Below are 4,385 nucleotides of genomic sequence, written 5' to 3' on the forward strand. Positions count from 1 at the left end.
CTTCCCTCTCTGTAAACCGTAAAAGTAATTCTTGTCCTTATCATCGCTTTTAATTATTCTTTTTCTAAAAAATAAAAAACGCACTCATCCCTATGCAAGGGACGAGTGCGTTTTCTCGTGGTTCCACCCAATTTCCCATAATCAAATACATGACTTATGGCTTTGGTGCTGTAACGTAGCATTTACGATATTGGATACTTGGTTTCCCCAATACAGCTCAAAAGGTGGTAAATTACTTCACTGCGTTAGGAAGATTTCAGCAACCCTTCCCTCTCTGTAAACCGTAAAAAGTAACTTCTGTCCTTATCATTGCTTTTTATATACTTGTAGTTAAATTTTGATAATTGGTATTGTACTATACAAAATATAAATTTTCAATACTATTTTGTAATATTTGCTTATTTGTGAAAAGCACATAAAAAGCACCCGAAATGGGTGCTTTAATAATTAATATTAAATCTGATCTTTCAACTTATCATCATCTTCCTTAACAATTAAACAGCACTTTCCTTAAGTTCTGTACCTGATTTTTGATCAGGAAACAGTAAACTTACTATTATTCCAACGAAAAGGCAAATAAAGAAAGTACTAAACTTCGCAGAAACAATAGCCTCAAGTGGTGAAATCGTCCATAGAATTGCACTGATAAAACCTGTAATAATGGTAGCTATTACGCCAATTCCCGATGTTTTTTTCCAGAAGAAAATTAATAAGATCACAGATGAAAATGTATTACCTATTCCTGCCCAAGCAAAGCTTACAACACCATAAATGACGGATTCTGACCATAATGAAATAACAAGGCCTAATAACCCACCTATAACCACTACGAGACGAGATAATTTAACTAATGTATCACTTTTCATTTTAATGCCCATCGATTTATGAATGATATCTTCACTAACTGATGTAGTGACTACCAATAGTTGAGATGAAGCTGTTGACATGATAGCAGCTAATATACTTGAAATAATAATCCCAGCTACCCAAGGTGGTAGTAAATCCGAAACCATATAAGGTAAAATCATTTCAGCATCATCAATCGTTCCTTGTTTATAGAGAACCGAACCGAAAATACCTACTAAAAACGCCCCTACATAAACGATAAGTGTCCAAATAAACGCAACCCATTTTGCTGTTCGAAGTTCTTTTTCATTGTTTAATGCCATAAAACGAGAGCTTAATTGAGGTTGTCCACCAAGCCATCCAAAGAACCAAGAAAAGTTGGTCATTAACATTGCTCCTAATGCTAACCCAGTTAATCCACCTAACCAACTATCAGCTCCATTCCCCATTTCAGTTAGTGAATGAGAGATGGATAAATCATTATTTTGAATCTGAATAAATGCGACAATGGGTACAATGATAAATGTTAAAACCATTAAAAAGCTTTGTACTGTATCAGTCCATACAACGGACAGAAAACCACCCATGCATGAGTAGGCAATAATAATTAATGCAATAACCACAGTTCCAATTGTAATATTGACACCGGAAATCGAATAAAGTGTTTTACCGGTACCTGAAAATTGACCCGCTATGTAAAAGACAGAAAAAGTCCCCATAATTAAAGCGGATAATACGCGAATAATATTACTGTGATTTGGAAATTTAACAGCTAAATAGTCTGGTAATGTATTGACATTATATTTCTTTCTTTCATTCATAAATCTCTTTGCCAATAACAACCAAGAAAAAACTACACCTAAAAACATACCTGATAATATCCATATTCCTGATAATCCAGTTACATAAATAAAACCGACCGCACCTAAAAACATATACGCAGATTCACCTGTTGCTCTTTCAGAAAATGCTAATGCCCATCCTGGTAATTTATTACCCCCTAAAAAATAATCATTATGATCTAAATCTTTTCTACTAAAATAAACTCCAATTCCTAGCATTGCTAATAAATATATGACGATCTCTATATAAATAATAAAGTTTCCTTCGAAGTTCATTCAATTCCCTCCTCACTTAAATCTTAGTAATCTCATACGAATTAACAAAATAAATTTAAATTAAAACATAGGAATTGTCAATAAAATAAAACTCCTAATAACATAATAATCCTTAGTAAACTCATATGAATTGCTTTAAGTGCCTGCAAATTATATAATACTTATAAACTTTTAATATAATTTATTTGTAAGCATAATTAGAGGAGTGTTCCAATTGACTGATAAAAAACTTATTATACCGCCTTTATCCATGTACGCTATTACAGCTAAACTTTTTACACATGTAGAAAAATCAGTTGTATCTAAATACGGTAAAAAAGGAAGCGAACTTCTTCAACAAGCAGTTGAAAATTTCGGATACAAAGACGCAGAAGACATTGCAAAGCAAGCGACTATAGATGGAGAAAATCATACGTTATTCAACTATATTCCAAATAATCATGAAGCTGAAAATATTTATAAGGACCTTACGATTTACGCGCTAATGGCGAAGTTATTTGGACAACTAAGTAAAGCTGTAGTTGATCAATTTGGTGATGAAGGAAAAGATGCTGTACGTGAAGGAGTCCGCACATTTGGTGAAGAGCGTGGCCGAGGAATTGCTCAAAGAGCGCGAGCAAATGGGGAGAAGAATACGATTAATAACTACTTATCTAATTATGATATGGGTAGAAGTGATTTATTCACATATACATCTGATTTTAAACCTGAAGAAATTGAACAAAACTTTACCGCTTGTCCTTTCGGGCAACAATGGGCAGATGATAACATGCATGAGTATGGTATTTTATACTGTGAAATGATTGACCCTGCTGTTGCACGCGGATACAATAATAAATTTGAAGTTGAGCATGATAAATATGTGCTGAAGGAAGGCAATTGCCATTTTAGATTTAAATTAAAGGAATCTGATTCAAATGATTAATATTCAACGATTAAGTGAACATATTGAGGAATTATCACTGATAGGAAGAACTTGCGACGGTGGAATTAATCGTTTTTCTTATACTGACAATGAGAAGCAAGCTAATGAATTAGTTGAGCAATATATGAAATCAGCTGGGCTAACTGTTCATTATGATGCAGTTGGTAATCTTATCGGAAGTAAAGACGGAAGTGAAGATCTACCTACTATTCTATTAGGATCACATATAGATACCGTACCTAGTGGTGGGAAATATGATGGTAGTTTAGGAGTTTTAGTTGCCATCGAAGTGATTCACTCATTTCAGGAACAAAGGATAAACTTGAGACATCCTGTTAAAGTCGTTGCGTTCAAAGATGAAGAAGGTACTCGATTTGGTTTCGGTATGATAGGTAGTAGAGCTATCGCGGGTACACTATCAACCACTGATTTACAGAGGATTGATGAAGAAGGAATAACAATTGAACAAGCTATTGCTGATTATGGTTTAGATAAACAAACTCTTTCGAGTGCTAAAATGGAGAATGTAAAACTATACCTAGAAGTCCATATTGAGCAAGGAAAAGTACTAGAAAGCAATGGCGTAGCAGTTGGTAATGTAACTGGAATTGCAGGTCCATTATGGCTTAAATTTCAATTAACAGGGCTAGCTGAGCATGCAGGCACCACTCCAATGAATCAACGACAAGATGCTTTAATAGGCTCAAGTCTAATCATCGCTGAAGTAGAAAAAATTGCTAAACATTATGGTTCTTCTGTAGCAACTGTGGGTAAATTACTTGTCAAACCAAATGGAGTAAATGTAATTCCTGGTGAAGTTGAATGGACAATTGATATTAGGGATATTGACGAAGAAACACGAAATAATCTTGAAAAAGACATTTTACTTTTTGCTGAAACAATCGCTAAAGAACGACAATTAAACCTACAAGTGACCGAATTACAACGTGTCGACCCAGTTCATTGTGATTCAGATATTCAAAATGCTATTAAAGAGAGCATTCAAGAGATTAATGAAACAGTCATTTCATTACCAAGCGGCGCCGGTCATGACGCAATGCAATTTAAAGGATCCTTCCCAATTGGAATGATATTTGTCAGGTCTAAAGATGGCATAAGCCATAATCCTAAAGAGTTTACATCTGAAGATGACATTGATAAAGTAGTAAAGGTTTTATATAAAACAATAGTAAAACTAGATCAATAAATTTTTGCATTATATTGAACTGCATATTCTCCGTTATTACAAAGAATATGGCACTATTTCTAGATGAATCAATCTTTACACCTTTTGATTTTGGTCATATGTTCCATAGTTCATATGACCAAAATCCCCATTAAATTTTTAAAATAAAAGTAGTTTAATTTCTGAAGCAGAATAGTTAAACATCCCGCCTACTATAAATTATAAATAATAACTCATTAATATTAATTGTCCCTTTTTGCCCATTTTACGAACGCCTTCATCTATATACCCACATTTTTTTATATAGTGC

General features: G+C 33.7%; 3 protein-coding genes and 1 other annotated feature. Of the genes, 2 read left to right on the forward strand and 1 reads right to left on the reverse strand.

The window, feature by feature from the left end:
• Positions 1-94: 94 nt before the first annotated feature.
• Positions 95-319, reverse strand: a binding site (T-box leader).
• 175 nt (positions 320-494) lie between these two features.
• Positions 495-1,964 (reverse strand): sodium/proline symporter, encoded by a 1,470-nt coding sequence (locus V7014_RS17505; RefSeq protein WP_335508733.1) that lies wholly within the window; start codon positions 1,962-1,964, stop codon positions 495-497.
• 214 nt (positions 1,965-2,178) lie between these two features.
• Here V7014_RS17505 and V7014_RS17510 point away from each other — a divergent pair, with 214 nt between their 5' ends.
• Together V7014_RS17510 and V7014_RS17515 are read left to right on the forward strand one after the other, a co-directional pair.
• A complete protein-coding gene (locus tag V7014_RS17510; RefSeq protein WP_335508735.1) occupies positions 2,179-2,889 on the forward strand; it encodes an L-2-amino-thiazoline-4-carboxylic acid hydrolase in 711 nt (236 codons plus the stop codon).
• Positions 2,882-4,096, forward strand: a complete 1,215-nt coding sequence (locus V7014_RS17515; RefSeq protein ID WP_335508737.1) for a Zn-dependent hydrolase — start codon at positions 2,882-2,884, stop codon at positions 4,094-4,096. Before V7014_RS17510 ends, V7014_RS17515 begins: the two co-directional genes overlap by 8 nt.
• The last annotated feature ends 289 nt before the right edge of the window (positions 4,097-4,385 follow it).

Source organism: Bacillus sp. JJ722, from assembly GCF_036963345.1.
Classification (GTDB): Bacteria; Bacillota; Bacilli; order Bacillales; family DSM-1321; genus Bacillus_AD.

Bases quoted from the DNA above. Each gene is read 5' to 3' on its own strand.
- V7014_RS17505 (WP_335508733.1), bottom strand. From the start codon at position 1,964: ATGAACTTCGAAGGAAACTTTATTATTTATATAGAGATCGTCATATAT.
- V7014_RS17515 (WP_335508737.1), top strand. From the start codon at position 2,882: ATGATTAATATTCAACGATTAAGTGAACATATTGAGGAATTATCACTG.